Source organism: Mesorhizobium sp. M0119 (assembly GCF_040322615.1).
GTDB lineage: Bacteria > Pseudomonadota > Alphaproteobacteria > Rhizobiales > Rhizobiaceae > Mesorhizobium.
The window spans coordinates 61,776-85,269 of the sequence record NZ_JAMYTU010000021.1 but is presented as its reverse complement, the minus strand read 5'-3'; the positions used below and the strand labels follow the sequence as shown (position 1 = coordinate 85,269).

Here is a 23,494-nt window from a genome sequence, read left to right as displayed (position 1 = left end):
CCGTTGCTCGATAGAAATTTTCTATCGTTCGCGGTCACCTGTATTTTCTAGCCTAGCGACGGGCGCGGAAATCGTCCGCCAGCGCCATTGCCTCGTCCAACAGCGCCGAGACCAGTGGCGTGTGCGGTTCGCGCGGCGCCGCCACCAGCCCGACGGTGTGGCTGGCATCCGGCTCGACGATCGGGATAGCCCGGATCGGCTCGGAAAAGCCGAACGTTTCCGCAAGGTTAAGCGGCATGATCGACGACCATTTGCCGGTGCGGATATGCGAAAACAGCACGATCATCGAGTTAGATTCCAAAGTCGGCCGCACCTGCACGCCGGCTTCGGCCAGATGCTGGTCGATGATGCGGCGGTTCTGCATGTCCGGCGTCAGCAGGCAGAGCGGCAGCTGGCTGAGTTCCGCCCATGTCACTTTGTCGCGGTCGAAATAGGGGTTCCCGACAGCGGTGATCAGTTGGTAGCGCTCGTCGTAGAGCGGCACGCTGGTGACGCGTCCGAGCGGCTCGTTGTCGAGATAGGTGATGCCGGCGTCGATGTCGAAATTGCCGAGCAGCGACAGCACCTCGATCGAGGTCCGCGACAGCACCGAGAAGGTGACGCCGGGATGCTTTGCCCGGAACGGCGTCGTCAATCGCGCCACCATGGCCAGCGCCGTCGGGATCGCCGCGATGCGGATGCGCCCTGACAGGCCGTGGCGCGCCGCCCGCATCTCCTCGCGCATGGTCCTGCTATCGCCGACGATGCGGCGCGCCCACACCAGCACCTGCTTGCCTTCCGGAGTCAGCCCCTGGAAGCGGGAGCCGCGCAGCACCAGCATCACGCCGAGCTGGCCCTCCAGCTGCTTGATGCCGGCCGAAAGCGTCGGCTGGGTGACGCCGCACACCTCCGCCGCCCGGCCGAAATGTTCTTCCCTGGCAAGTGCTATGAAGAATTCCAGCTTGTCGATCATGCCGTCGGGAGCCTGTCACGGACGCTATGTCCAATCTTAGCGCGCAAGGTCGGGGAAATCGCCTTCGGCCGCAAGCCGCCTGTGCAATCGCCCGCATCCACATCTTTCAGCCGGCTTACTGTTTCCCGCAATGGCATGCAGCGCTATGTGGATGGGACGGGGTCGTGGATGGGACGGGGTCGTGGACCGACACGACGGGAGACCGAACATGCTGGGCTGGTTCCGCAAGCTTTTGCCGCGCGAAGATCGCTTCTTCGACCTGTTCGAGCGGCATTCCCGCACCGTGGTCGCTGGCGCCGAGGCACTGCAGCAGCTTTTGCAGGGCAACGAGATCGACCGCTGGTGCCAGACGATCATCGATCTCGAGGACGAAGCCGATCAGATCACCGCGGAAGTGCTGCTGGCCGTGCGCCGCTCCTTCATCACGCCCTTCGACCGCGGCGACATCAAGGACCTGATCCAGTCGATGGATGATGCCATCGACATGATGCACAAGACCGTCAAGACGGTAAGGCTGTTCGAAAAGAAGGAATTCGACCCGCTAATGCAGCAAATGGGGGCCGTCATCGTCGAGGCCGCCAAGTTGGTGGCCGAGGCGATCCCGCTGCTCGGCGAGGTCGGGGCGCATACGGTGCGCCTCAACGCCATCGCCGAGGAGGTCATGCGCGCGGAAGGCCGGGCCGACGACCTGCACGAGCAGGGCCTGAAGGACCTGTTCAAGCGGCACGGCCGCAGCGATCCGATGGCCTATCTGATCGGCAGCGAGATCTACGGCGAGCTGGAAAAGGTGGTCGATCGCTTCGAGGACGTCGCCAACGAAATCAGCGGCATCGTCATCGAGAACGTATAGTGGAAGCCGCAATAGCCTTTCCCGTGCTGGTCGGCCTTGTCGTCGTCGCGCTGTTCTTCGATTTCCTTAACGGCCTGCACGATGCCGCCAACTCCATCGCCACCATCGTCTCCACCCGGGTGCTGCGGCCGCATTATGCGGTGTTCTGGGCGGCCTTCTTCAATTTCATCGCCTTCATGTTCTTCGGTCTCCACGTGGCGGAGACGCTGGGAACCGGCATCATCGACGCCAGCATCGTCACACCGGCAGTGATCTTCGCAGCACTTGTCGGCGCCATCGTCTGGAATATCGTCACCTGGCTCATCGGCATCCCGTCCAGCAGCTCACACGCACTGATCGGCGGTTTGGTCGGCGCCGGCGTTGCCAAGGCAGGCACCGGCGCTATTGTCTGGGCCGGATTGGGCAAGACCACGGCAGCCATCGTACTATCGCCGGCGGCGGGATTTCTGCTGGCGCTCATCTTGATCCTTGCGGTTTCCTGGCTGTTCGTGCGGCAGACACCGTTCGCAGTCGACAGCACGTTCCGCGTCATGCAGTTCTTTTCCGCCTCGCTCTATTCGCTCGGCCATGGCGGCAACGACGCGCAGAAGACCATGGGCATCATCGCCGTGCTGCTCTATTCGCAAGGCATGCTCGGCGCGAATTTTTACGTGCCGCTGTGGGTCGTCATCACCTGTCAGTCGGCGCTGGCGCTGGGCACGTTGCTCGGCGGTTGGCGCATCGTCCACACAATGGGCTCGAAGATCACCCGGCTGAACCCGATGCAGGGTTTCTGCGCCGAGACCGGCGGAGCGATCACCCTGTTCGCCGCCACCTGGCTCGGAATTCCGGTATCGACCACGCACACGATCACCGGCGCCATCATTGGCGTCGGCGCCGCCCGCCGCGTCTCCGCCGTTCGCTGGGGCATTGCCGGCAACATCGTGGTGGCATGGATCGTCACCCTGCCGGCAACCGCGGCGATCGCGGCTCTCACCTACCTCGCGGTCGGCCTGGCATGGTGACAGCACCGCAGCACTGCGCGGCAGGCGATGCGCCGTATCTACCTATCCACGAGGTTCAGGATGTTGCCGTCCGGATCCTTGAACCATGCGACCTTCATGCCCTGACCGACATGAACGTCACCCTCCAGCGTCAGGCCCGGCATGTCGTAATGCTCGAAGGTCACGCCCTTCAATTTCAATGCCTCGACGATTTTGCCGAGTTCATCGCCGACCGTCCAGGTCACAGCCGTCGCCTTGTTGGTCCCAGCGAAGTTCGAACGGTACACGTTGATGGCGGTATCGCCGCTTTCATAGACGATCAGTTCGCCACCCTCATTGTGCACCTCTTTGAGGCCGAGCGTCCCTTCGTAGAAAGCCCTGGCCTTGGCCAGGTCCTTCACAGCGAGATTGGCCGTTGCGTTGCTGTTTGCGAGCATGATTCGTCTCCTTCCCTGACGGTCATTCCATGTCCATTGAAATAGGCTGCGTTGACGATTTGGCGACGGCTACTCCCACTGGAAATGCCGTCATATGTTCGCTGCCTCCCCGGTACGCCGCTGCAACTTGTTAGTCCATCGCTTGGTTCTATTCCGGAACTGCATTATCTGGAGCGGAAAAGTAGAGGAAAAACTCATGCCCGCCGCCCATGAAAACGTGACCAAGGAAATCGTTATCGAGCGCCTGAAAACGGTCAATGGGCCGGATTTCACCGGCAATATCGTCGACCTCGGCATGGTTTCCGAGATTTTCATTGCCGATGCCAAGGTGTTCTTTTCGATCACCGTTCCCGCAGCCCGTGCCCAGGAGATGGAGCCGCTGCGTGCGGCGGCCGAACGTGTCGTCAAGGCGATCCCCGGTGTCGCCGGCGCCGTGGTCGCGCTGACGGCGGAAAAGAAGGGCGGCGGCATGGAGGCGCCGGTTCCGCAAAGACCGGCTCAGAGGCCCGCTCCACCGGCCGCACCTGCGCGTCCCATGCCCCAGGCGCCGGCCTCACACAGCCAGGGCAAGCGCGGCGTACCCGGCATCGAGGCGATCATCGCTGTTGCTTCCGGCAAGGGCGGCGTCGGCAAGTCGACTACCGCCGTCAATATCGCCCTTGGGCTTGCCGCCAACGGGCTGCGGGTCGGCGTGCTCGATGCCGATATTTATGGCCCCTCCATGCCGCGTCTGCTCAACATTCGTGGCAGGCCGCAGACCGTCGACGGCAAGATCCTGAAACCGATGCAGAATTATGGCCTCAAGGTCATGTCGATGGGCTTCCTCGTCGATGAGGAGACGCCGATGATCTGGCGCGGGCCGATGGTGATGTCGGCATTGACGCAGATGCTGCGCGAGGTCGAATGGGGACCGCTCGATGTGCTCGTCGTCGACATGCCGCCCGGCACCGGCGACGCCCAGCTGACCATGGCCCAACAGGTGCCGCTGGCCGGCGCCGTCATCGTCTCGACGCCACAGGACCTGGCCCTGATCGATGCGCGCAAAGGCCTCAACATGTTCAGAAAGGTCGACGTGCCGCTATTGGGTATCGTCGAAAACATGAGCTATTTTCTCGCCCCCGATACGGGAAAACGCTACGACATCTTCGGCCATGGCGGCGCGCGCCGCGAGGCCGAGCGTCTCGGCGTCACCTTCCTTGGTGAAGTGCCGCTCGAGATGGGCATCCGCGAAAGCTCCGATGCCGGCACGCCGGTGGTGGTCTCCAAGCCGGATGGCGCTGAGGCGAAAATCTATCGCGACATCGCCGCCAAGGTCTGGGACCGCGTCAATGAAGAGCGGGGCGCGGCCGAGGCTGCAGTGCCGAGCATCGTATTCGAGTGAGGCGGATGTCCCTCCCCAAGTGGGCCCCTTGAGGGGGAGGGTGGCCGGAAGGGTCAGGTAGGGTCCGCGGCGACACGCTCCAACTTTTCCGGGATAGCGGGCTGACAAACCGCGATCCCGTCTAGCGTGGGGGGCAGATGTATGTCTATCGCACCAAAGTGCGGATTCGGATGGCGTGTGCCCCTTGCCTGCTTCCGCGCGTTGTCATATCGATTTGTCATACAAATACGGAGACCACGATGGCAGGCGCCCCCACCCACAAGAAAAAATTTCGCTCGCAGGAGTGGTTCGACAATCCCGACAATCCGGGCATGACGGCACTCTATCTGGAACGCTACCTGAACTACGGGCTGACGCGGGCCGAACTGATGTCCGGGAAGCCGCTGATCGGCATCGCCCAGACCGGCTCGGACCTGTCGCCCTGCAACCGCCATCACATCGAACTGGCCAAGCGCGTGCGCGAAGGCATCGTCTCGAAGGGTGGCATTCCTTTCGAGTTCCCTTGCCACCCGATCCAGGAAACCGGCAAGCGGCCGACTGCTGCACTTGACCGCAACCTTGCCTATCTCAGCCTGGTAGAGGTGCTCTACGGCTATCCGCTCGACGGCGTGGTGCTCACCATCGGCTGCGACAAGACGACGCCGGCCATGCTGATGGCCGCGGCCACCGTCAACATTCCGGCTATCGCGCTTTCGGTCGGCCCGATGCTCAACGGCTGGCACAAGGGCAAGCGCACCGGCTCCGGCACTATCGTCTGGGAATCGCGCCAGCGCCTGTCGGCCGGCGAGATTGGCTATGACGAGTTCATGGATATCGTTGCCTCTTCGGCGCCGTCGACCGGCTATTGCAACACGATGGGCACCGCCACCACGATGAATTCGCTGGCCGAGGCGCTCGGCATGCAATTGCCGGGCTCGGCCGCTATCCCCGCCCCCTATCGCGAACGCGGCCAGATCGCCTACGAGACCGGAAAGCGCATCGTCGACATGGTGCATGAGGATCTGAAGCCCTCCGACATCATGACCCGTAAGGCCTTCGAGAACGCCATCGTCGTCAACTCGGCGATCGGCGGCTCGACCAATGCGCCGATCCACCTCAACGCCATCGCCCGCCATCTTGGCGTGCCGCTCGACAATGACGATTGGCAGAAGGTCGGCCTCAACATACCGCTCATCGTCAATCTGCAGCCGACGGGCGAATATCTCGGCGAGGACTATCACCATGCCGGCGGCGTGCCGGCCGTGGTCGCCGAACTGATGAAGGGCGGCCTGCTGCCCTATCCGGAAGCCATGACGGCTAACGGCAAGACCATCGGCGACAATTGTAGCGGCGCTGTTAACGAGAACCTCGACGTCATCCGCACGGTTGCCGCGCCGCTGAAAGCCAATGCCGGCTTCATCAACCTCAAGGGCAATCTGTTCGATTCGGCGATCATGAAGACCAGCGGCATCTCGCCCGAATTCCGCGAGCGCTATCTGTCGAACCCGAAGGACCCCGAAGCTTTCGAGGGCAACGCCATGGTCTTCGACGGCCCCGAGGACTATCACGCCCGTATCGACGACCCGGCACAGGGCATCGACGAGCACACCATCCTGTTCATGCGTGGCGCCGGCCCGATCGGCTATCCCGGCGGCGCCGAAGTCGTCAACATGCAGCCGCCTGCCTATCTGATCAAAAAGGGCATCCACGCGCTGGCCTGTATCGGCGACGGTCGCCAGTCGGGCACGTCGGGCTCGCCATCGATCCTCAACGCCTCGCCGGAAGCCGCCATCGGCGGCGGCCTGGCGCTGCTGAAGACCGGCGACCGCGTCCGCATCGACCTGCGCAAGGGTACCGCCGACATCCTCGTCAGCGACGACGAGATCACGCGGCGCCGCGCCGAGCTGCAAAACAATGGCGGCTATCACTATCCGAAGCACCAGACGCCCTGGCAGGAAATCCAGCGCGGCATGGTCGACCAGTTTTCCGAAGGCATGGTGCTGAAGCCGGCGGTGAAATACCAGGATGTGGCACATACAAGCGGCGTGCCGAGGGACAATCACTGACCAGGGTCCGTCGCACGAGCCAGCCGTCAGGTCGCCAATTTTGCGGTCACCTCAGTTCTCCCCGTTAACAGCCCGCTAACGGGGAGAAATGCCCGCCACAGAGTTGGATGCGATCATTTGTCAAAAGCGATTGCCCTGCGACAGCAGGGACAAATGCTTGACAAGCGGGCGTGACAAATCCACGATCATCGTAAGGGGTGCATCGCGACGACCCCGTGAGGCGTCAGCCCAACGTTCGCGTCCAAGCTTCTCTTTCAAGGAGGTGGACGCCATGCCGTCAACAACCGCTATCACTGTATCGCAACTGTCCCGTCTGATTGGGCTGCCGGGTGCACCCGCAATCATCGACGTCCGCATCGATGATGACTACAACGCCGACCCGCGACTGCTGCCGGGGTCGGATCGGCGTGATTTCAGGACTGTCTCGAACTGGGCTGCCGACTTCGCCGACAGGCAAGTGACAGTCGTCTGCCAGCAGGGAAAAAAGCTCTCGCAAGGCGTGGCCGCATGGCTGCGGCAGGAGGGCATTGCCGCCGAATCGCTCGACGGCGGGTTTGAAGCATGGCGCGATGCCAAGGGCCTTCTCGTTCACGCGGACAAGATACCGCCCGCCGATGCCAAGGGCCGCACCGTTTGGGTGACGCGTACGCGCCCGAAGGTCGATCGCATCGCCTGCCCCTGGCTGATCCGGCGCTTCATCGATCCTCACGCGGTCTTTCTCTTCGTCGAGCCGGCCGAAGTGGCGGCGGTCGCCGATCGCTTTCAGGCCGTGCCTTTCGACATCGCGAACGTGTTCTGGAGCCACCGCGGCGAACGCTGCACCTTCGACACCATGATCGAGGAGTTCGGGCTTAAATCCGAAGCGCTCGATCGCCTGGCCACGATCATACGCGCTGCCGATACTGCGAGCCTCGATCTTGTTCCACAGGCGGCCGGGTTCCTGGCCGCCTCGCTTGGCCTGTCACGGATGTTTCGCGACGATCTGGAGCAGCTCGAGGCCGGCATGCTGCTTTACGATGCGTTCTTCCGCTGGTGCCGCGATGCCACCGAGGAGACGCATAACTGGCCGGTCGCAGGCGCAGTCAGTCTCGGCGCGGGCAAACCATCGTGAGCGCCGTCCTTTCGAAAAAGCCGGCGGAGATCCAGGAGCCGGTGGTGCCGAGCTTCCGGCAGGCCGTGAAAGTCTGGGCGAAAATCGGGGTGCTCAGCTTTGGCGGCCCGGCCGGGCAGATCGCGCTCATGCACAAGGAACTGGTCGAGGAACGGCGCTGGATCGGCGAACAGCGCTTCCTGCATGCGTTGAACTACTGCATGCTGCTGCCTGGCCCCGAGGCCCAGCAACTCGCCATCTATATCGGCTGGTTGCTGCACAAAACGGTCGGCGGCCTTGTTGCCGGCATTCTCTTCGTCGTGCCGGGCGCGCTTGTCATGTTCGTCCTGAGCAGCCTCTATGCGCTCTATGGCGATGTACCACTCGTCGCGGCGCTGTTTTTCGGGGTCAAGGCGACCGTGCTCGCCATTGTCATCGAGGCGGTGATCCGGATCGGCAGACGCGCGCTGAAAAACCTGGTCATGGTGTCGATCGCACTCGCCGCCTTCATCGCCATCTACGCGTTGAACGTGCCGTTTCCGCTGATCGTGCTGCTTGCCGGCCTGGCAGGCTGGATCGGCAACCGTAGTGCGCCGGCATTTTTTTCCGGCGCTTCGCATGGCAAGGGCGATGTTCCCGACATAAAGGGCGTGGTCGATCTGATGTTCGAGCGCGGCGAACTGACCCACGTCAGGCCGACACGATGGCACGCGCCGCGCACTTTGGCGATCTGGCTGCCGATCTGGCTGGGGCCTGTTCTGCTGGTCTGGGCTGTCACCGGCCCTGCCAGCGTTTGGACGCAAATCGGTGGCTTCTTCAGTGTCATGGCGGTCGTCACCTTCGGCGGTGCCTACGCCGTGCTTGCCTATGTCGCGCAGGCAGCGGTCGAGTCCTTCGGCTGGCTGGCACCCGGTGAAATGGTGGACGGCCTTGGGCTTGCCGAAACCACGCCGGGTCCGCTCATCCTGGTCTTGCAGTTCGTCGGCTTCGTTGCCGCGTTCCGCCAGCCGGGCTTGCTGGCGCCGCTGCTTGCCGGACTGCTTGGCGGGCTATTCACGTTGTGGGCGACGTTTACCCCATGTTTCCTATGGATATTCCTTGGCGCGCCTTACATCGAAGCGCTGCGCGGCAACAAGGCGCTGTCGGCGGCGCTCGGTGCGATCACCGCCGCCATCGTCGGCGTCATCATGAATCTCGCTCTATGGTTTGGCTTGCACGTCATCTTCGGCGAAGTGCGCAATGTCGGGCTTGGAATGGACGTGCCGGTGCTTTCATCGATAGACTGGCGCGCGGCGCTGCTTTCCTGTGCCTCGATGATCGCCATTCTGAGGCTGAAGATCGGTATGCTGCCGACGCTTGCCGGATCGGCGCTGGCCGGTGTGTTGTTACTGGCGGTGAGCGGGTAACGCTCAGCCGCCCATTCTGCCGCGCGGCAGCTTGATCATATCGCCGAAGCGGGCGCGCAATTTGTCGTCGACCGGCTTCGGCACGTGGCGCGGGAAGCGTTCGGCAAGCACGCGTTTCTTCTCGATGATCGCCCGCTGCAAGATGTCAGGCCTGCCTTTCTCATTCCATTCCTTCGGCGAAAAGCGGTCGCCGACGGCCGGATAGAAATATTCGGTCTGCATCAGCCGCAGCGTCTGCTCGTTGCCGAGATAATGGCCCGGGCCTTTCAGGCAGACATCGGCAATGGTGTCGATCGACAGCGACTCGTCCGTCACTTCGATGCCGCGCACGCAGCGCAGGCAGTGGCCGAGCATGTCGTTGTCGATGATCAGGCTCTCAAGGCAAAAGCCGAGCAGCGAGGCATGCATACCGGCCGATTCGTAAACCAGGTTGAGGCCGGCAAGACCGGCCATCACGTCGGTTATGCCCTTTTCGTAGCCGGACTGAATGTCAGGCAGTTTCGAATCTGTCATGCCGGCGGCCGAACCGCCCGGCAGGTCGTAAAATTGCGCCATCTGAGCACAGGCCGCGGTCAGCACCGCCTGCTCGGCCGAACCGCCCGACATGGCGCCGGTCCGGAGATCCGAGACGAACGGCCAGGTGCCGAAAATCGCTGGATGGCCTGGCTTGATGGCGTTGACGTAGATGAGGCCGACGAGCACTTCGGCGACCGCCTGCACCACGGCGCCGGCAATCGCCGCCGGTGCCGTCGCACCCGCCTGGCCTGCCGACAGCAGCAGGATCGGAATGCCGCCCTCGACGCAGGCTTCGAGAACGCCGCAGGCGTCCTCGGCAAACTTCATCGGCGGCACGACGAAGCAGTTCGAATTGGAGACGAAAGGCCGCGCGCGAAAATTCTCTTCGCCGCCGGCGATCGCATAGAGCATGTCGAGCGCCGGCTTGACGTTCTCTCGCACGGTAAACGAGGTGCCGACATGCTTCGACGTGCCCATGACGCAGGCGTAGAGCGTGTTGAAATCCATATCGAGCGGGTCGGGAATGTCGCGTGGCACCATCGGCCGCTGGAAGAAATGGATGTTGTCGAGCCCTTCGACCAGGCGCGCGGCATCGTAAATGTCCTGCAGCAGCGACTCGCGATACTCACGCTTTTCGACATCGACGAGATGCACCGCAGCACCAGCCGTGCCGTAATGCACGCGCTTGCCCTGGATCACCATGTCATGCTTCGGATCCTGGCCGTGCAGGGTGAAATGCCGTGCCGCTTTCTTGATGGTGTCGAGCACGAGACCGCGGGGAAAGCGCAGGCGGCCGTCCTCACCGAGGGTCGCGCCGGCCTTGGTCAGTGCCTCGATGCAGGAGGGGATGGCGTTGGCGAAACCGACTGTCTCCAAAAGAGTAAGCACGGCCTCGTGGATACGTTCGCAATCATTGCCGCTGAGCGGGCTGTAGCTTCCGCCTTCGAGGCCAGCGCGCACCGGCTTGACGTCGTCGGCGAGCGGTGCCGCCCGCATGGCGCGGCGCGCCTCGCGCCCGCCGGACCGCCGCGAACGCTGGTCTGCGGACACGTCCTGCTTCTCATGGGCCACTGGCATGAAGGCACTCCAACTTTAGCTGCGGAGCGGGCGCGGCGGTTGGTCCACCATCTGCCTGCTTCGTCCCCTATATATCCGACTATGCCGCCGGCATTGGCACAGCCTATGTGCCAGCTGATCCCGTCGCATATGCCAAGGTGCTAAAGAACCGGAGCCGCACCACATGCGCCGGCTCCGGTCGGGGGAGGGTGATCAAGCCGCTGCCGGCCTGCGTCCAGCTGCCGTCGCCAGTTCGCGGATGCCGGGTTCGATGTGCTGCAACGCGATCGAGGAAATGCCCAAGCGCATGAAACGCGATGGCTTTTCGGTGCGGTCGAAGAAGCGGTCGCCAGGCTCGATGATGACGCTGCGCGAGGCTGCGGCCTCCGCCAGCCCGCGCGAATCGGTGCCGCGCGGCCCCTCGAGCCAGAGCGACGTGCCGCCGGCCGAATCGGTCGAGCGCCACTCCGGCAGGAAGGCGGAAATCGCATGGACCAGACGCTTGCGCCTCTCATCGAAGGCGCTCGACAGCCGCCGCACCAGCGCCTCGTGATGGCCGAGCGACAGGAACAATGCGACGGCGCGCTGGTTGTTCGCCGGCGGATGGCGCAGCATGAAGCGGCGCAGCGCCCGAAGCTCGGAGATCAGCCCGGCCGAGGCGACGATGTAGCCGAGCCTGAGGCCGGGAGCCAGCGTCTTCGACATCGAGCCGACGTAGACGACGCGGCCGGACCGATCGAGGCTCTTCAGCGCCTGCTGCGGCGCCTCGTCCAGGAGCTGGCTGTCATATCCGTCCTCGATGATGATCTGGTTGTAGCGGTTGGCGCGCGCCAGAAGATCCTGCCGCCGCTCTGCCGACAGCGGCACCATGGTCGGGCAATGGTGGCTGGGCGTGACGAAGACGAAGCCGGAATCATTGGGAATGGCCGAGGTTACGATGCCGGAGTGGTCGACCGGAACCGGCTGGATGTCGGCGCCGGCCAGCCGGAAGATCGAACGTGCATCGGGATAGCCCGGGTCCTCCATCGCCACCTTTGAGCCCTTGGTCATTAACAGCGTCGCCAGCATGTAAAGCGCGTTCTGCGCGCCCAGCGTCACGATGATCTCGTCCGGATTGGCGAAGATACCGCGTCGCGGCAGCAGCCGTGCCTGGATCTGCTCGATCAGGAGCGGATCGTCGCGGTCGACCATGTCGGACGCCCAGTTGCGGATTTCGAGCACCGCCAGCGCCATGCGGTTGCACTCGCGCCATTCGGCGGTCGGGAACAGCGCCGGGTCGAACTGGCCATAGACGAAGGGATAGGACGACTTGATCCAGTTGTCGTGCTTGGCCGGCGGTGGCATGTCGCTCGCCGCGATCTGCCGGCGCGCCTTCCAGTCGATCTCGTTGGCCTGGTCGGGCGCTTTCTGGTGCGGCTTGGCCGGCGTCGCCAGCACTTCGGGATTGACGAAATGGCCGCGGCGCTCGCGCGCCACCAGGAACCCCTGGTCGACCAGCTGCTGGAAGGCCAGCACCACGGTGCCGCGCGCTACGCCGAGTTTTTCGGCAAGAATCCGGCAGGACGGAAGCGGCATGGAAGCCGCGATCTGCCGGTCGAGGATGGCGGCGACAATCGCCTGACGGATCTGCGCCTGCAGGGTCTGACCGGATTCCGCCGAAATCCGGAACAGGCCGGACCATATGGCCGTGTCGTTTCGCTGTGGCATGGGAGATGTTCCTCGATGGCCAGCTTTTTTCACTTGGCTGGACCAGTCGAATGTACCGGTGGCACAAGGTGTTGCGCCAATCAATTTTTCTGATCGCTGGGATTTATGCCAGTGATCCTTTGCGCTGGCCCGCGCCGCGCTGCGGCATCGCTGCGCATTGAAACAGATCGAATACGACCCGATAGTTTGCCGCGACGACACGCGCCGGAAACATCCGGCCTGATAAGATGCATCTCAAGAGACCGGAGCGAAGCAGTGGATCAATCGTCCTTTCAAAAGCAGCTCGACGCATTGCGCGATCATCGTGCGGCCAAATCGGGCTCGATGCGCGAGGCTTTCGCTACCGATCCGCAGCGCTTCGAGAAATTCTCCGCCAGCGACGGCGACCTGCTGCTCGACTGGTCGAAATGCGCGGTCGATGCGCGGACGATGGAGTTGCTGGAGAACCTAGCTGAGGCCGCCGACCTCGAAGGCCGGCGCGACGCGATGTTTGCTGGCAAGAAGATCAACGTCACCGAAGGCCGCGCCGTGCTGCACACGGCGCTGCGCAACCTGACCGGCAAGGGCATCGTGCTCGACGGCCAGGACGTGAAGGCGGAAGTCCTTGCCGTACTCGACGCGATGGGCGCCTTCGCCGACGCGGTGCGTTCCGGCAAGGCGGCCGGCGCGACCGGCAAGAAGATCACCGACATCGTAAACATCGGCATCGGCGGCTCCGATCTCGGTCCGGCCATGGCGACGCTGGCGCTGGCGCCCTATCATGACGGGCCGCGCGCGCATTACGTATCCAATATCGACGGTGCCCACATCCACGACACGCTGAAGGGTCTTTCCGCCGAAACCACCCTGTTCATCATCGCCTCCAAGACCTTCACCACGGTCGAGACGATGACCAATGCCGAGACCGCGCGCGGATGGGTCGAGAAGGCGCTCGGCAAGGAAGCGGTCGGCAAGCATTTCGCCGCCGTCTCGACGGCGCTCGACCTGGTCGCCAAATTCGGCATCGCGCCCGATCGCGTCTTCGGCTTCTGGGACTGGGTCGGCGGCCGCTATTCCGTCTGGGGTGCGATCGGCCTGCCGGTGATGATCGCCGTCGGGCCAAGGAATTTTCGCGCCTTTCTCGACGGCGCCCATGAGATGGACGAGCATTTCCGCACCGCGCCCCTGGCGAAGAACCTGCCGGCGCTGATGGGGCTGATCGGCTGGTGGCACCGGGTGGTCTGCAAATACCCCGCTCGCGCCGTCATTCCTTACGACCAGCGTCTGTCCAGGCTGCCGGCCTATCTGCAGCAGCTCGACATGGAATCGAACGGCAAGAGCGTCACCCTGGACGGCGGCGCTGTAACGACGCCGACGGGCCCGCTGGTGTGGGGCGAGCCCGGCACCAATGGCCAGCATGCCTTCTTCCAGCTTCTGCATCAGGGCACCGATTTCATTCCGGTCGAATTCCTTGCCGCTGCCGTCGGCCACGAGCCGGAACTGAAGCATCACCACGACCTTCTGCTCGCCAATTGCCTGGCGCAGTCGGAAGCCTTCATGAAGGGCCGCACGCTTGAGGAAGCCCGCGCGCAGATGCTGGCGAAAGGCATGAAGCCGGCCGATGTCGACAGGATTGCTCCGCACCGCGTCTTCTCCGGCGACCGCCCCTCGGTGACGATCCTCTACAGGAAACTCGACCCCCACACGTTCGGACGGCTGATTGCGCTCTACGAACACCGCGTCTTCGTCGAAGGCACGCTGTTCAACATCAACTCCTTCGACCAGTGGGGCGTCGAGCTCGGCAAGGAACTGGCGACCGGGCTGCTGCCCGTCGTTGAAGGCAAGGAGAATGCCGCAAAGCGGGATGCCTCGACTGCCGGACTGGTGGAATACATTCACCGCTTGCGCGGCCCGGAGTGAAAAGCTTGGCGGACATCAAGGGAATATTGTTCGACAAGGACGGCACGCTCGTAGATTTCAACGCGACATGGCTGGGCATCGCCGACTTCATGGCGATGGATGCGGCCGAAGGCGATCGCTGGAAAGCAGACAGGCTGCTTGCGGCAGCGGGCTTCGACTTCGCCACCAAGCGCTTCAAGCCGGATTCGATTTTTGCCTCCGGCACAAACATGGACGTCGTCGAGCTGTGGTTTCCACGGCTTTCCGACGAGGACCAGATGCTTGCCGTCGCCCGCTTCAACGCCATCACTTCGGCGCAAGGATCGGCAATGGCGGTGGCGCTGCCGGGCGTGGTCGAGACGCTCGGGCTGCTTCACAGGAAATCCTACCGGCTTGGCGTCGCCACCAACGACTCGACCAGCGGCGCGGAAAAGACCTTGGTAACGCTGGGCGTCGCGCAGCTTTTCGAAGCCGCCTATGGTTACGACGCGGTGGCCAATCCAAAACCGGCACCGGACACGATCCTTGCCTTCTCGGATCTGACCGGGCTCAGGCCGGCGACGATCGCAATGATCGGCGATAATCGCCACGATCTGGAGATGGCGCGCGCCGGCGGCTGCGGCCTGGCGATCGGCGTGCTGTCCGGCACCGGCACACGTGAATCGCTGTCGCAGATCGCCGACGTCATCCTGGATTCGGTTGCCGATCTGCCCGATTTTCTTGCGGCCCGGGTCAGCGAGACGGTCTAGACTCGCAGCTGGCTGGTCCGAACGAGAACACGCCGCTCGGCTTCATCGCCGCATTCCTGCCTTCGCCGACATCCGTCACCTCGTATTCGGCCAGCAGGCGAAGCCGCGAGCGGGGCAGATAGGCGCGGCCCGGATCGCCGATCAGCACGGCGATGCCGGCTGCAAGGCAGCGGTCGAGGAAGGGAACGACCCGGCCGGCGAGATCATGGGCATAAAACAGGTCGCCGACCACCACGACATCCACCGGTGGCGGCGGACCGCTGGTGATGTCCTCGCCGATCGTCGCGATCACAACATCATTTGCCGTCGCATTGAGGCCGAGCGCAACCACACCATTGCGATCGATCTCGGCCGCGACGACCGCGCTTGCCCCGGCTTTTGCCGCTGCGATGCCGACGAGACCCGAACCGGCGCCGAGGTCGAGCACGCGACGGCCGGCCACGGTCTCCGGCCGGTCGAATATGTAGCGGGCGAGCACCGCGCCGCCGGCCCAGACATAGGCCCAGTACGGTGGCTCCGGTTCAGGCCCGTCTTCTTCGGTCGCGTGTTGGTTCCACTCGACAAGCCGCCTGAGCCCGCTTCCCGGATGGGCGGTGTAAAGCCGAATGTCGGGAATCGCAGGCACTGCCGCGATCCGCATGTTCGCCCGGATGAACTCTGCCGGGTCCGGACGCGCACCTGTATCCATGGCGTTGGCGCCGGCGATGCAATGACTCAAGCTGCGCCTAGCCCCGCAACGCCCGGCGCAGGATCTTGCCGACCGGTGTCTTCGGCAGCTCGGTGCGGAACTCGATATATCTGGGGCGCTTGTAGCCGGTCAGGTTTTCGCGGCAATAAGCCGTCAGCATCTCGGCGGTCAGTGCCGGGTCCTTTTTGACGACGAACAGCTTCGGCACTTCACCCGAATGCTCGTCCGGCACGCCGATCGCCGCCACTTCGAGTACGCCCGGATGCTGCGCCACCACTTCCTCGAGTTCGTTCGGATAGACGTTGAAGCCGGAAACCAGGATCATGTCCTTCTTGCGGTCGACGATCTTGGTGTAGCCGCGCTCGTCCATGAAGCCCATGTCGCCCGACTTGAAGAAGCCGTCCTCGGTCATCACCTTGGCGGTCTCGTCCGGCCGGTTCCAGTAGCCGGCCATCACCTGCGGTCCGCGGATGCAGATTTCGCCGACTTCGCCGAGCGGCAAATTGTTGCCGTCGTCGTCGCGGATGGCGAGCTCGGTCGAGGGCAGCGGCAGGCCGATCGTGCCGGTGTAAACGCCGTCGCTGAATTTGTTGATGGTTGCCCCCGGCGAGGTCTCGGTGAGCCCGTAGGCCTCGCTAATCGGGCAGCCGGTCAGCGCCTTCCAGCGCTCGGCGATGGCCCTCTGCACCGGCATGCCGCCACCCAGCGTCAGGATCAGCGGCTTGAAATCGAGCTTGCGAAAATCCTCATTATTGAGCAGCGCATTGAACAGCGTGTTGAGGCCCGGAAAGATGTGGATCGGGTATTTCTGCAGCTCCTTGACGAAGCCGGGAATGTCGCGCGGATTGGGGATGAGGACATTCTGCGCGCCTTGCTGCATGCCTACCAGCACGTTCGCCGTCAGCGCAAAAATGTGATAGAGCGGCAGCGCGCAGAGGAAGTTCATATGCGCCGGCTTCGGTTTGACGGTAAAGGCGTCTTCGGCCCATAGCGCGTTCTGCGCGACGTTCGCCAAAATGTTGCTGTGCAAAAGCATCGCGCCCTTGGAGATGCCGGTCGTGCCGCCCGTGTATTGCAGGAAGGCGATGTCGTCGGCCGCGACCTTTGCGGGCCTGAAGGCCATGCCGGCGCCGGCCTTCAGCGCGGCGTTGAATTTGACATGGCCGGGCAGCGACCATGCCGGCACCATTTTCTTGACGCGGCGTACAACGAAGTTGACGATCGTTCCCTTGAGCCCACCGAGCATGTCGCCCATCGTGGCGACCACGACATGCTTGACCGCGGTCCTGGCGATCACCGCCTGCAAGGTGCAGGCGAAATTTTCGAGGATGACAATGGCTTGAGCGCCGGAATCCTTGAGCTGGTGCTCCAGTTCGCGCGGCGTGTAGAGCGGATTGATGTTCACCACGACATAGCCGGCGCGGAGCACTGCCATCATCGCCACTGGATATTGCAGCACATTCGGCATCATCACCGCGACGCGCGCGCCCTTCTGCAGCCCCTTTGATTGCAGATAGGCGCCGAAGGCCGCCGATTGTCGCTCGAGGTCGGCATAGGTGATCGATTTGCCCATGCAGACGAAGGCCGGCCGATTCGCAAACTGCTTGCAGGCGGCGACGAGAAAGTCACCGATCGAGCTGGAGGGCAGGTTGCCGATCTCAGCCGGCACGATCTTTGGGTAACTCTTGAGCCACGGTTTTTCCGGCAGGCCGGCGGCCAGCGACGTGATCGCCTTCGGTAATCTCTTGGCTGGACCTGCCGCCTGTTTGGGCGCTGTCGGCACTGCCTTCGCCGCCGGCTTGGCGGCGGCGGACTTTGCGGCAGGCGCCGTCTTGCCGGCTGTCGGCTTGGCAGCCTTTCCAGCCGCGGTTTTCGCCGCCGGCCTGGCGGTAGCCTTCGGTTTGGTTGCGGCTGCTTTTGGCTTGACCACTTTCGATGTTGCCTCGGCCTTTGCTTTCGCCGCGGTCGTTGTCTTTGCCGGTTTTGCCACCTGTCGCTCCCTCAATCGTTCTTATTGTTTCGGCACGCTTGAGCGCCACCGCCGCCCCTGACGAACAAAGGTATCCACGCTGCCGCAATGTCCGGAACCCGGGAAATCCAGCACGCCGTCCATCTATCTATGTATTGCCACTAGCGGCGGCCGTGCAAGCCTCGCCCACCTGGCAGTGCGGCAAGACTTGCTGTCAAACCTCTCGGCCGCGACTGCTTTTCGGACGCGCATCTCTTGAACCGAACGGCTCGATTCCCCCAATTGGCGGCATCGCCGATCAACAAAAAATTGAAGTCGCTAATAATGTCGTGATCTGCGGATTCCGCTCGTTTTTTCCACAATTTGCTGCGTGCCGGAATTTTTTTCTGCTTCCCGTGGGTTAGGCAAACGAGCAGTTCCAAAGCTAGAAAAACGGTGCTTATATGCGGCCTTCGCGAGCCTGATAGAGGGGCTTGGAAGAACATCAGGGAGTGCTCAATGAAAAAGAAACTGACTTTTGCAGCCGCGTTGCTGGCTGCAAGCGTCCTCGGCGGCATGGCCAATGCAAAACAACTGGTCTATTGCTCGGAGGCATCGCCGGCCGGCTTCGACCCGTCACCATGGAGCGGCGGCAACGACTTCGACGCCTCGTCGCGCACCATCTATTCGCGCCTGGTCGAGTTCGAGCATGGCAAGACCACCATCTCGCCCGGCCTCGCCGAGAGCTGGACGGTTTCCGACGACGGTCTCGAATACACGTTCAAGCTTCGCCCGGGTGTGAAATTCCAGACGACCGACTATTTCACGCCGACGCGCGACCTTAACGCCGACGACGTGATCTTTTCTTTCGAACGCCAGTGGAAGAAGGAAAGCCCGTGGTTTAGCTATCTGGAAGGTACCGGCTGGGAATATTTTGCCGGCATGGGCTTCCCGGAACTTCTGAAGGAAATCGTCAAGGTCGACGATCTGACCGTGAAATTCGTGCTGAACAAGCCTGAGGTTGCCTTCCTGCCGGATCTCGGCATGGATTTCGCCTCGATCGTCTCCAAGGAATATGCCGACCAGCTCGACAAGGCCGGCACTCGGCAGCAGTTCACCCAGAAACCGATCGGCACCGGTCCGTTCCAGTTCGTCGACTATCAGGTCGATGCGGTCATCCGCTACGCGGCATGGGACGGCTACTATGGCGGCCGCCAGAAGATCGACGATCTGATCTTCGCCATCACGCCCGATCCGGCCGTGCGCGCGCAGAAGCTCAAGGCCGGCGAGTGCGATATCATGTCGTACCCGGCGCCGGCCGACATCGCCGGACTGCAGGCCGACACGAACCTCAAGGTTGACGAGCAGGAAGGCCTGAATATCGGCTACATGGCTTACAACACGACGCAGCCGCCCTTCGACAAGGTCGAGGTCCGCAAGGCTCTCAACATGGCGGTGAACAAGAAGGCGATCATCGACGCGGTCTATCAGGGCGCCGGCGCGCCGGCCATCAACCCGATCCCGCCGACCATGTGGTCCTACAACAAGGACATCAAGGACGATCCCTATGATCCAGAGGCGGCCAAGAAGATGCTGGCCGACGCGGGCGTCAAGGATCTGTCGATGAAGATCTGGGCTATGCCGGTCAGCCGTCCCTACAACCCGAACGCCCAGCGCGTCGCCGAGTTGATCCAGGCCGACTATGCCGCCGTCGGCGTCAAGGCGGAGATCGTCAGCTACGAATGGACCGAGTACCGCCAGCGCGGCAAGGCTAAGGATCGCGACGGCGCCTTCCAACTAGGCTGGACCGGTGACAATGGCGATCCGGACAACTTCTTTTTCTTGCTCGGTTGCGATGCCATCGGCCAGTCCAACTATGCAATCTGGTGCAATCAGGAGTTCGAAGGCCTGCTGAAGAAGGGCAAGGCGACGACCGACGTCGCCGAGCGCACCAAAATCTACGAGGAAGCTCAGGTGGTGTTCAAGCGTGAGGCTCCGTGGCTGACCATCGCCCACTCCAAGGTCTTCATGCCGATGAACAAGAAGGTGTCGGGCTTCGTTATGGACCCGCTCGGCATTCATCGGTTTGACGGCGTCGACGTCACCGAATAAGCCCGAGAAATTGAACGGCGGCGCTGGACTTCCCGCGCCGCCGTTCTATGAAGCAAGATGCTCCGTTATCTCCTCCACAAGCTCGCTTTGATCATCCCGACCGTGTTCGGCATATCGCTGGCGGCGTTCGCTTTCGTCCGGCTTCTGCCTGGCGATCCCATCCTGGCCCTGGCCGGCGAGCGCGGCGTCAGCCCCGAGCGCTATGCCCAGCTCATCGAGCAGTTTGGCTACAACCGGCCCTATGTCATCCAGTACCTCGAATATATCGGCAGGGTCCTGACCGGCGATTTCGGCATATCCATTGCCACCAAGCGGCCAGTACTCGGAGAATTCCAGGCGCTGTTTCCGGCCACGCTGGAACTGGCGACGGTGGCGTTGATCATCGCCATCCTGCTCGGCATTCCCGCCGGTATCTTCGCCGCGGTCAAGCGCGGCTCGTGGTTCGACCAGGCGACGATGGGTGTGGCGCTGACCGGCTATTCGATGCCGATCTTCTGGTGGGGGTTGCTGCTCATCATCTTCTTCTCGGGCTATCTTGGCTGGACGCCGGTTTCCGGCCGCATCGGCCTGCAGTATTTCTTCAGGCCGACGACCGGGTTCATGCTCATCGACAGTCTGATCTCCGGCAGGAGCGGCGCTTTCAAATCTGCCGTCAGCCATTTGATCCTGCCGTCGATCGTGCTGGCGACGATCCCGCTTGCCGTCATAGCGCGCCAGACGCGCTCGGCGATGCTCGAGGTGCTGGGCGAGGACTATGTGCGCACCGCGCGCGCCAAGGGCTTGGCGCCGCGCCGCGTCATCGGGCTGCACGCTTTTCGCAACGCGCTGATCCCGGTGGTCACCACCATTGGCTTGCAGGTCGGCACGTTGATGGCGGGCGCCATTCTGACCGAAACCATTTTTTCCTGGCCAGGCATTGGCAAATGGATGATCGACGCCATCGGCAAGCGCGACTATGTCGTCGTCCAGAGCGGATTGCTGATCATCGCGCTGATCGTCATGGCGGTGAACCTGATCGTCGACGTGCTCTACGCCGTCATCAATCCGCGCATCCGGGTGCAGTGAGATGACCGACGAATCCGCCGCCGAAGCCACCGCTGCCTCCATCCCGACAGGCGGCAGGCAAAGGGCGTTTGCCGAGTTCTGGCACTACTTCTCGATGAACACCGGGGCCGTCATCGGCCTTGTCGTGTTTTCGGCGCTGGTGCTGGTGGCGATCTTTGCGCCGTTCGTCGCGCCGCATTCGCCCGACGAGCAGTTTCGCGATGCGCTGCTGGCACCTCCTGCCTGGCAGGAAGGCGGCAAATCGATGTTCCTGCTCGGCACCGATGCGGTCGGCCGCGACATGCTTTCACGGTTGATCTTCGGGGCGCGTTTCTCGCTGTTCATCGGCTTGGTGGTCGTCGTCTTCTCGCTTACCAGCGGCATCGTGCTTGGCGTGCTCGCCGGCTATTTCCGCGGCTGGGTCGACACGCTGATCATGCGCATCATGGATATCATCCTGGCCTTCCCGTCGCTGCTTCTGGCGCTGGTGCTGGTGGCGATCCTCGGCCCCGGCCTGTTCAACGCCATGCTGGCGATCGCGCTGGTGCTGCAGCCGCATTTCGCGCGTCTCACCCGCGCCGCCGTGATGGCCGAAAAGAACCGCGAATATGTGATCTCCGCCAAGGTGGCCGGCGCCGGTCATCTTCGCTTGATGGTGAGGACGATCCTGCCGAACTGCCTGGCGCCGCTGATCGTACAGGCGACGTTGTCCTTCTCCAACGCCATTCTCGAGGCTGCGGCGCTCGGCTTCCTCGGTGTCGGTGCGCAGCCGCCGACGCCGGAATGGGGCACGATGCTCGCCTCGGCGCGCGAGTTCATCCTGCGCGCGCCTTGGGTGGTGACCTTCCCCGGCCTTGCCATCCTGATCACTGTGCTTGCAATCAATCTGATCGGCGACGGCTTGCGCGATGCCTTCGATCCCAAACTGAAGAGGTCATAATCCAATGCCTCTTCTCGAGATCAAGAACCTGACCGTTTCCTTCGACACCGCCGCCGGACCATTCATGGCGGTACAAGGTATCGACCTGTCGGTCGAACCGCGCGAGGTGCTGGCGATCGTCGGCGAATCCGGTTCCGGCAAATCGGTGGCGATGCTGGCGGTGATGGGGCTTTTGCCCAACACCGCCACAGTGAGGGCCGACCGCATGGCCTTCGACGGCATCGACCTGCTCAAGCTCGGCCCATCCGAGCGGCGCAAGATCGTCGGCAAGGACATTTCGATGATCTTCCAGGAACCAGTCGCCAGCCTCAACCCGTGCTTCACCGTCGGCTTCCAGATCGAGGAGGTGCTGCGCTTCCACATGGGCATGGACCGCGCCCAGCGCCGGGCGCGCGCCATCGAGTTGATGAAGCTCGTCGGCATCGCCGACCCCGAGGAACGGCTGGGCTCCTTCCCGCACCAGATGTCGGGCGGCCAGTGCCAGCGCGTCATGATCGCCATTGCCATCGCCTGCAATCCGAAGCTTTTGATCGCCGACGAGCCAACCACGGCCCTCGACGTCACCATCCAGAAGCAGATCCTCGATCTGCTGGTCGGCCTGCAGGCCAAATATGGCATGGGCCTGATCATGATCACCCACAATATGGGGGTGGTTGCCGAGACCGCCGACCGTGTCATCGTCCAGTACAAGGGCCGCAAGATGGAAGAGGCCGACGTGCTGTCGCTGTTCGAATCCCCCAAGAGCAACTACACGCGCGCGCTCCTGTCGGCGCTGCCGGAAAACGCCGTCGGCGACCGGTTGCCTACTGTTTCCGACATGCTGTTCGAGCCGGCCCCATCTGTAGTCGCAGCCCGGTCCGCAGGAGGAACCGCCTCATGAGCGTGACGGTAGTCGAAGGCAAGAACATCGTGCGCGACTATCATGTCGGCGGCGGGCTTTTCCGCCCCTCCCGTACGGTTCATGCGGTCAAGGGTGTTTCGTTCAGCGTCAACAAGGGCAAGACGCTGGCCATCGTCGGCGAGAGCGGCTGCGGCAAGTCAACACTCGCCCGCATCATCACCCTGATCGACCCGGCGACCTCTGGCGAGCTTTTCATCGACGGCAAGAAGGTCGACATTGGCAGGGACGGCCTGTCGAAGGAAATGCGTCGCAAGGTGCAGATCGTCTTCCAGAACCCCTATGGTTCGCTCAATCCACGCCAGAAGATCGGCGACGTGCTTGGCGAGCCGCTGCTCATCAACACCGACAGCACGGCCGACGAGCGGCGCGATCTTGCCATGAAGATGCTGAAGAAGGTCGGTCTCGGCCCCGAGCACTATAATCGCTACCCGCATATGTTTTCGGGCGGCCAGCGCCAGCGGATCGCCATCGCCCGCGCGCTGATGCTCAACCCCAGCCTCCTGGTGCTGGACGAGCCGGTCTCGGCGCTTGACCTGTCGGTGCAGGCGCAGGTGCTGAACCTGCTCGCCGACCTGCAGGACGAGTTTCAGCTGACCTATGTTTTCATCAGCCACGACCTGTCGGTGGTGCGCTATATCGCCGACGACGTGATGGTGATGTATTTCGGCGAAGCGGTCGAATACGGCTCGCGCGACGAGGTCTTCGCCGACCCCAAGCACAGCTACACCAGGACGCTGTTCGCGGCGACGCCGCGTGCCGACGTCGCCAGCATCAAGGCAAGGTTGGCCAAAAAGAAGGCCGCCTGATCCGG

20 protein-coding genes are annotated in these 23,494 nt (G+C 63.0%); 14 read left to right on the top strand and 6 right to left on the bottom strand.

Features of this window, described 5'->3' with window-relative positions:
* Positions 1 to 52 precede the first annotated feature (52 nt).
* Positions 53 to 952, bottom strand: a complete 900-nt coding sequence (locus NKJ40_RS20020; RefSeq protein ID WP_023717897.1) for a LysR family transcriptional regulator — start codon at positions 950 to 952, stop codon at positions 53 to 55.
* A 208-nt stretch (positions 953 to 1,160) separates the two neighbouring features.
* Here NKJ40_RS20020 and NKJ40_RS20015 point away from each other — a divergent pair, with 208 nt between their 5' ends.
* Positions 1,161 to 1,802, top strand: coding sequence for a DUF47 family protein (locus NKJ40_RS20015; RefSeq protein ID WP_352467521.1), 642 nt, complete (start codon positions 1,161 to 1,163; stop codon positions 1,800 to 1,802).
* A complete protein-coding gene (locus NKJ40_RS20010; RefSeq protein WP_352467520.1) occupies positions 1,802 to 2,806 on the top strand; it encodes an inorganic phosphate transporter in 1,005 nt (334 codons plus the stop codon). The genes NKJ40_RS20015 and NKJ40_RS20010 overlap by 1 nt, the downstream gene beginning before the upstream one ends.
* 38 nt (positions 2,807 to 2,844) lie before the next feature.
* Here NKJ40_RS20010 and NKJ40_RS20005 read toward each other — a convergent pair whose 3' ends face one another.
* Entirely contained in the window at positions 2,845 to 3,222 is a 378-nt protein-coding gene (locus tag NKJ40_RS20005) for a VOC family protein (protein ID WP_352467519.1), read from the bottom strand.
* A gap of 196 nt (positions 3,223 to 3,418) precedes the next feature.
* Here NKJ40_RS20005 and NKJ40_RS20000 point away from each other — a divergent pair, with 196 nt between their 5' ends.
* The 4 genes from NKJ40_RS20000 to chrA all read left to right on the top strand — a co-directional run bounded on the left by NKJ40_RS20000 (position 3,419) and on the right by chrA (position 9,144).
* Positions 3,419 to 4,603 (top strand): Mrp/NBP35 family ATP-binding protein, encoded by a 1,185-nt coding sequence (locus NKJ40_RS20000; RefSeq protein WP_352467518.1) that lies wholly within the window; start codon positions 3,419 to 3,421, stop codon positions 4,601 to 4,603.
* A gap of 239 nt (positions 4,604 to 4,842) precedes the next feature.
* A complete protein-coding gene (locus tag NKJ40_RS19995) occupies positions 4,843 to 6,648 on the top strand; it encodes an IlvD/Edd family dehydratase (RefSeq protein ID WP_352467517.1) in 1,806 nt (601 codons plus the stop codon).
* Between the two features lie 271 nt (positions 6,649 to 6,919).
* Positions 6,920 to 7,759 (top strand): chromate resistance protein ChrB domain-containing protein, encoded by an 840-nt coding sequence (locus tag NKJ40_RS19990; RefSeq protein WP_352467516.1) that lies wholly within the window; start codon positions 6,920 to 6,922, stop codon positions 7,757 to 7,759.
* Entirely contained in the window at positions 7,756 to 9,144 is a 1,389-nt protein-coding gene (gene chrA / locus NKJ40_RS19985; RefSeq protein WP_352467515.1) for a chromate efflux transporter, read from the top strand. Before NKJ40_RS19990 ends, chrA begins: the two co-directional genes overlap by 4 nt.
* 3 nt (positions 9,145 to 9,147) lie before the next feature.
* Here chrA and NKJ40_RS19980 read toward each other — a convergent pair whose 3' ends face one another.
* The gene (locus NKJ40_RS19980) at positions 9,148 to 10,737 is read right to left on the bottom strand and encodes a trimethylamine methyltransferase family protein (RefSeq protein ID WP_352467514.1); all 1,590 of its coding nucleotides are present in this window, start codon (positions 10,735 to 10,737) and stop codon (positions 9,148 to 9,150) included.
* A 192-nt stretch (positions 10,738 to 10,929) separates the two neighbouring features.
* Complete coding sequence (pdxR, locus tag NKJ40_RS19975; RefSeq protein ID WP_352467513.1) at positions 10,930 to 12,423, bottom strand: MocR-like pyridoxine biosynthesis transcription factor PdxR; 1,494 nt, start codon at positions 12,421 to 12,423, stop codon at positions 10,930 to 10,932.
* 5 nt (positions 12,424 to 12,428) lie between these two features.
* On the opposite strand from pdxR, the gene NKJ40_RS19970 reads away from it, so the two are divergent.
* The 3 genes from NKJ40_RS19970 to NKJ40_RS19960 all read left to right on the top strand — a co-directional run bounded on the left by NKJ40_RS19970 (position 12,429) and on the right by NKJ40_RS19960 (position 15,050).
* A complete protein-coding gene (locus NKJ40_RS19970) occupies positions 12,429 to 12,584 on the top strand; it encodes a hypothetical protein (protein WP_352467512.1) in 156 nt (51 codons plus the stop codon).
* Positions 12,585 to 12,678: 94 nt separating this feature from the next.
* Positions 12,679 to 14,322: a glucose-6-phosphate isomerase gene (gene pgi / locus NKJ40_RS19965; protein ID WP_352467511.1), complete on the top strand. Its 1,644-nt coding sequence runs from the start codon at positions 12,679 to 12,681 to the stop codon at positions 14,320 to 14,322.
* 5 nt (positions 14,323 to 14,327) lie between these two features.
* A complete protein-coding gene (locus NKJ40_RS19960; RefSeq protein ID WP_352467510.1) occupies positions 14,328 to 15,050 on the top strand; it encodes an HAD family hydrolase in 723 nt (240 codons plus the stop codon).
* Here the strand turns inward: NKJ40_RS19960 and NKJ40_RS19955 are convergent.
* Positions 15,034 to 15,738, bottom strand: coding sequence for a class I SAM-dependent methyltransferase (locus NKJ40_RS19955; RefSeq protein WP_352467509.1), 705 nt, complete (start codon positions 15,736 to 15,738; stop codon positions 15,034 to 15,036). The genes NKJ40_RS19960 and NKJ40_RS19955 overlap by 17 nt on opposite strands.
* Positions 15,739 to 15,775: 37 nt before the next feature.
* On the bottom strand, positions 15,776 to 17,728 hold the full coding sequence (locus NKJ40_RS19950) for a long-chain fatty acid--CoA ligase (RefSeq protein WP_352467508.1): 1,953 nt from the start codon (positions 17,726 to 17,728) through the stop codon (positions 15,776 to 15,778).
* A 477-nt stretch (positions 17,729 to 18,205) separates the two neighbouring features.
* Here NKJ40_RS19950 and NKJ40_RS19945 point away from each other — a divergent pair, with 477 nt between their 5' ends.
* From NKJ40_RS19945 to NKJ40_RS19925, 5 genes are read left to right on the top strand one after another with little or no spacing between them, the layout of a single operon-like run.
* Positions 18,206 to 19,798 carry an ABC transporter substrate-binding protein gene (locus NKJ40_RS19945; RefSeq protein WP_352467507.1) on the top strand — a complete coding sequence of 531 codons (1,593 nt, stop codon included), beginning with the start codon at positions 18,206 to 18,208 and terminating at the stop codon, positions 19,796 to 19,798.
* 57 nt (positions 19,799 to 19,855) lie between these two features.
* Positions 19,856 to 20,863, top strand: a complete 1,008-nt coding sequence (locus tag NKJ40_RS19940; RefSeq protein WP_254816243.1) for an ABC transporter permease subunit — start codon at positions 19,856 to 19,858, stop codon at positions 20,861 to 20,863.
* A 1-nt stretch (position 20,864) separates the two neighbouring features.
* A complete protein-coding gene (locus tag NKJ40_RS19935; RefSeq protein WP_023676823.1) occupies positions 20,865 to 21,782 on the top strand; it encodes an ABC transporter permease subunit in 918 nt (305 codons plus the stop codon).
* A gap of 4 nt (positions 21,783 to 21,786) precedes the next feature.
* On the top strand, positions 21,787 to 22,662 hold the full coding sequence (locus tag NKJ40_RS19930) for an ABC transporter ATP-binding protein (protein ID WP_023676824.1): 876 nt from the start codon (positions 21,787 to 21,789) through the stop codon (positions 22,660 to 22,662).
* Positions 22,659 to 23,489 (top strand): dipeptide ABC transporter ATP-binding protein, encoded by an 831-nt coding sequence (locus NKJ40_RS19925; RefSeq protein WP_352467506.1) that lies wholly within the window; start codon positions 22,659 to 22,661, stop codon positions 23,487 to 23,489. The genes NKJ40_RS19930 and NKJ40_RS19925 overlap by 4 nt, the downstream gene beginning before the upstream one ends.
* Positions 23,490 to 23,494 lie beyond the last annotated feature (5 nt).